The following is a 3,820-nucleotide window of genomic DNA, read 5'->3' as shown; positions in this document are numbered from 1 at the left end:
CTCCTCCCCGCACCGGGGAGGAGCACCGGCCCCGCGTCACGACGGCCGCGCTACCGCGAGGCCATCGCCGTCAGCCGCCGCGCGGCCCGGTACTGCCGCAGCACCTGGGAGAAGGAGGTGTGCCCCTGGGTGGTCCGGGCGAAGGCCCGCCAGGCCGCCGGCACCAGGCAGACCGCCGCGTGGAACAGGTACGGCCGCCGCTCGAAGGCGCCCAGCAGCTGCTTGCCCGCGCGCATCTCCACGCCCAGCCCGGCCTTGACCGCGAACGCGTAGTTCAGCGCCTCGCGCCGCACCGCCGCCGCGTCGCCCGCCTCGGCGACCTTCACCGCCCACTCGCCGGCCAGCCGGCCCGAGCGCAGCGCGTACGAGATGCCCTCGCGGGTCCACGGCTCCAGCAGTCCGGCCGCGTCCCCGGCGACCAGCACCCGGCCGCGGGAGAGCGGCGAGTCCTCGGCCCGGCAGCGGGTCAGGTGCCCGGACTCGACCTGGGGGGTGAACCCGGACAGGCCCAGCCGGCGGATGTAGTCGGCGAGGTACTGCTTGGTCCGCTCGCCGTCGCCGCGCGCCGAGATGACGCCGACGGTCAGGCTGCTGGTCTCGGTCTTCGGGAACACCCAGCCGTAACTGCCGGGCAGCGGGCCCCAGTCGAGGTGGATCCGGCCCGCCCAGTCGGCGGCGACCTGCGCCGGCACCGGGATCTCCGCCTCCAGGCCGAGGTCGATCTGGTCGAAGGTCACACCGACGTGCCGGCCGATCCGGCTCGCGCTGCCGTCCGCGCCGACCACCGCACGGGCCTCGAAGGTCCGCCCGTCGGCGGCCGTCACCAGCGCCGTCCGGTGCTCGCCGCCGCGCTGCTCGACGCCGGTGACGGTCACTCCGGTGACCAGCACCGCCCCGGCCTGCTTGGCCGCCTGCACCAGGCGCAGGTCGAACTCGTCACGGTTGACCAGGCCGAACAGCATCCGCTTGGACCGCCGCGTGCGGGTGTACCTGCCGTCGTAGGCGAAGGTGACGGCGTGCACCCGGTCCTGCAGCGGCAGCCGGAAGTCCGGCGGCAGGCTGTCCCGGGAGGGGCCGATGATGCCTCCGCCGCAGGTCTTGTACCGGGGGTGTTCGGCCTTGTCGAGCAGCAGCACCCGGCGGCCCTGAGCCGCGGCGGCGTGCGCGGCCGAGGAGCCCGCCGGTCCGGCGCCGACCACCACGACGTCCCAGACGCCGTCCAGCGGCGCGGCCGCGTCGTCGGTCGGACCGTTCTCGGCCGGGCTGTCGAGCGGGCTGCGGGAATCGGAGCTTCCGGAGTCAGTCACGTCGAGCAATCCTATGCGTCCGGCCCCGCCTGGCGAGCGCGCCGCCCCCGCACCGGCGCCACCCGCTCACCCCGCGCCCTCGGAACTCCCCGTTCCGCCCGCCTATGATCGGCACTACCGCAAACCACCTCCTCCGCCCGCTCCACCCCAGGGCGGACCGTCTCCTCGGAGCCCCGATGTCACAGCCCCTGGCCGACGCCGTCCGGTCCCTGATGGACCGTGCCCGCACCGACCTCGCCGAGCTGGTCGCCTTCCCCTCGGTCGCCGATCCGCGCCAGTTCCCGGTCGAGGAGTGCGAGAAGGCCGCGCACTGGGTCGCCGAGGCCTTCGCCGCCGAGGGCCTGACCGGCATCCGGCTGCTGGACACCCCGGACGGCACCCAGTCCGTCTACGGCGAGCTGCCCGGCCCCGAGGGCGCGCCGACCGTCCTGCTCTACTCCCACTACGACGTCCAGCCCCCGCTGGACGAGGACGCCTGGCTCAGCCCCGCCTTCGAGCTGACCGAGCGCGACGGCCGCTGGTACGGGCGCGGCGCCGCCGACTGCAAGGGCAACATCCTGATGCACCTGACCGCCCTGCGGGCGCTGCGTCAGGTCCACGGCGACGCCTACCCGGTCGGCCTGAAGATCATCGTCGAGGGCTCCGAGGAGCAGGGCACCGGCGGCCTGGAGCGCTACGCCGAGGCCCACCCCGAGCTGCTCACCGCCGACGCCATCGTCATCGGCGACACCGGCAACTTCGCCCCCGGCCTGCCCACCGTGACCGCCTCGCTGCGCGGCATGACGGTCGTCGAGGCCACGGTCACCACGCTGGCCGGCAACCTGCACTCCGGTGCCTTCGGCGGCGCCGCCCCGGACGCCCTCCAGTCCCTGGTCCGGATACTGGCCTCGCTGCACGACGAGAACGGCGACGTCGCGGTGGCCGGCCTGACCGCCGACCAGACCTGGTCCGGCGTGCAGTACCCGGAGGAGCAGTTCCGCGCCGACGCCAAGGTGCTCGACGGCGTCGCCCTGACCGGCACCGGCACCATCGCGGACCGCCTCTGGGCCCGCCCGGCCGTCACCGTCCTCGGCATCGACGCCCCGCCGGTGATCGGCGCCACCTCCTCCGTCCAGGCCACCGCCAAGGCCCTGATCAGCCTGCGCGTCGCGCCGGGCTCGGACCCGCACGCCGCCCAGGACGCGCTGGTCGCCCACCTGGAGGCGCAGGTCCCGCTCGGTGCCCGGCTCACCGTCGAGCGCCAGGGCAACGGCGCGCCGTTCCGCGCCGACACCGGCGGCCCGGCGTACGAGGCGATGGGCGAGGCGATGGCCGAGGCCTTCGGCACCCCGATGGTCACCTCCGGCGAGGGCGGCTCGATCCCGCTCTGCAACACCCTGCGCTCGCTCTACCCGCAGGCCGAGATCGTGCTGATCGGCGTCGAGGAGCCGACCACCCAGATCCACGCGGTCAACGAGAGCGTCGACCCGCAGGAGCTGGAGCGGATGGCCCTCACCGAGGCGCTGTTCCTCCGCCGCTACGCCGAACTGCGCTCCGTCTGACGGACCTTCGGGGCGGCGCCGCGGGGAGCCCGCCCGACGGCGTCCGGCCGTCCGCCGCGCAGTCGGCGGGCGGCCGCCAGCACCGCCGCGTACCCGACCGCGCCCGCCGCGAGCCCGGCCCCGGCGCCGAAGCAGACCTCCGGCACCAGGTTCCGCCGCAGTGGGCTCAGCCGGTGCACCACCCCGGCGGCCGTCGCCGCGCCCAGCAGCGCGACGGCCGCGCGCCGGGTCCGGGGCGCGAGCCGCACGGCCGGCCGCACCGGCTCCACGGCCCGCACCGCACGCACCGCCCAGCCGCCCAGCGCCGCCAGGGCGAGCGCCGAACTGCCGTACTGCACCGCCTCGTACAGCGGGACCCCGGCCACCGGCCGGTCCAGTACGGGCAGCAGCCGCACCCCCAGCCGGCCCCCGTGGGTGAACGCGTCCCAGCCGACGTGGGTGGCCGCGCCGATCGCCGCCGAGGCCGCGAACCACGCCGCGCCACCGACCGCCCCGACGCCTGTGGGGCCCTGGGTGTCCCCGGAGTCCCGGGTGTCCGCAGCCCGGCGGGCGGTCAGCGCCTCGGCGCCGCCCGCCCAGCGCTCGGGCAGCAGCGCCACCACCGGCCCGCGCAGCAGCCCGTGCCAGCCGGCCACCAGCGCGCCGGCGACCGCCACGTCCAGCGTCGGCACCGCCCACCAGCGGTGCGTCAGCCCGCCGTGGGCGTACACCCCGGGCAGCAGGGACTCGGCGAAGAACGGCACGTCCGGCGCCATCGACCCGGCGACGAGCGCCGAGGCCACCAGGGGCCCGCGCGCGCCGGCGGCACGCAGCAGGGGCAGGACGGCGGCGGGATGGCTCAGCGTGAACGGCATGCCCCCATCCTACCGCCCGCCACCGCGGCACGGCGCACCGGAGGTGCACCGGGTGGGGTTCCACGGGCCACCACGCCGGCCTCCCGCCCCGCCCGCCGCCCCGCGCCGACGGATCCCG

General features: G+C 76.5%; 3 protein-coding genes. 1 reads left to right on the top strand and 2 read right to left on the bottom strand.

Annotation, left to right across the window (positions count from 1 at the left end; translation table 11 throughout):
* Positions 1-50: 50 nt before the first annotated feature.
* Positions 51-1,307, bottom strand: a complete 1,257-nt coding sequence (locus tag ACIQOV_RS31725) for a geranylgeranyl reductase family protein (RefSeq protein ID WP_401054124.1) — start codon at positions 1,305-1,307, stop codon at positions 51-53.
* Between the two features lie 176 nt (positions 1,308-1,483).
* On the opposite strand from ACIQOV_RS31725, the gene ACIQOV_RS31720 reads away from it, so the two are divergent.
* Positions 1,484-2,848: a dipeptidase gene (locus ACIQOV_RS31720; protein WP_359915229.1), complete on the top strand. Its 1,365-nt coding sequence runs from the start codon at positions 1,484-1,486 to the stop codon at positions 2,846-2,848.
* Here the strand turns inward: ACIQOV_RS31720 and ACIQOV_RS31715 are convergent.
* Positions 2,824-3,702, bottom strand: a complete 879-nt coding sequence (locus ACIQOV_RS31715) for a DUF4184 family protein (protein ID WP_401054123.1) — start codon at positions 3,700-3,702, stop codon at positions 2,824-2,826. The two genes, ACIQOV_RS31720 and ACIQOV_RS31715, sit on opposite strands and share 25 nt — an antisense overlap.
* Between the last annotated feature and the right edge of the window lie 118 nt (positions 3,703-3,820).

This window comes from Kitasatospora sp. NPDC091257 (assembly GCF_044757675.1).
GTDB lineage: Bacteria > Actinomycetota > Actinomycetes > Streptomycetales > Streptomycetaceae > Kitasatospora > Kitasatospora lactacystinica.
Note: the sequence above shows the minus strand (reverse complement) of the source record. Positions and strands in the feature narration are given on the sequence as shown.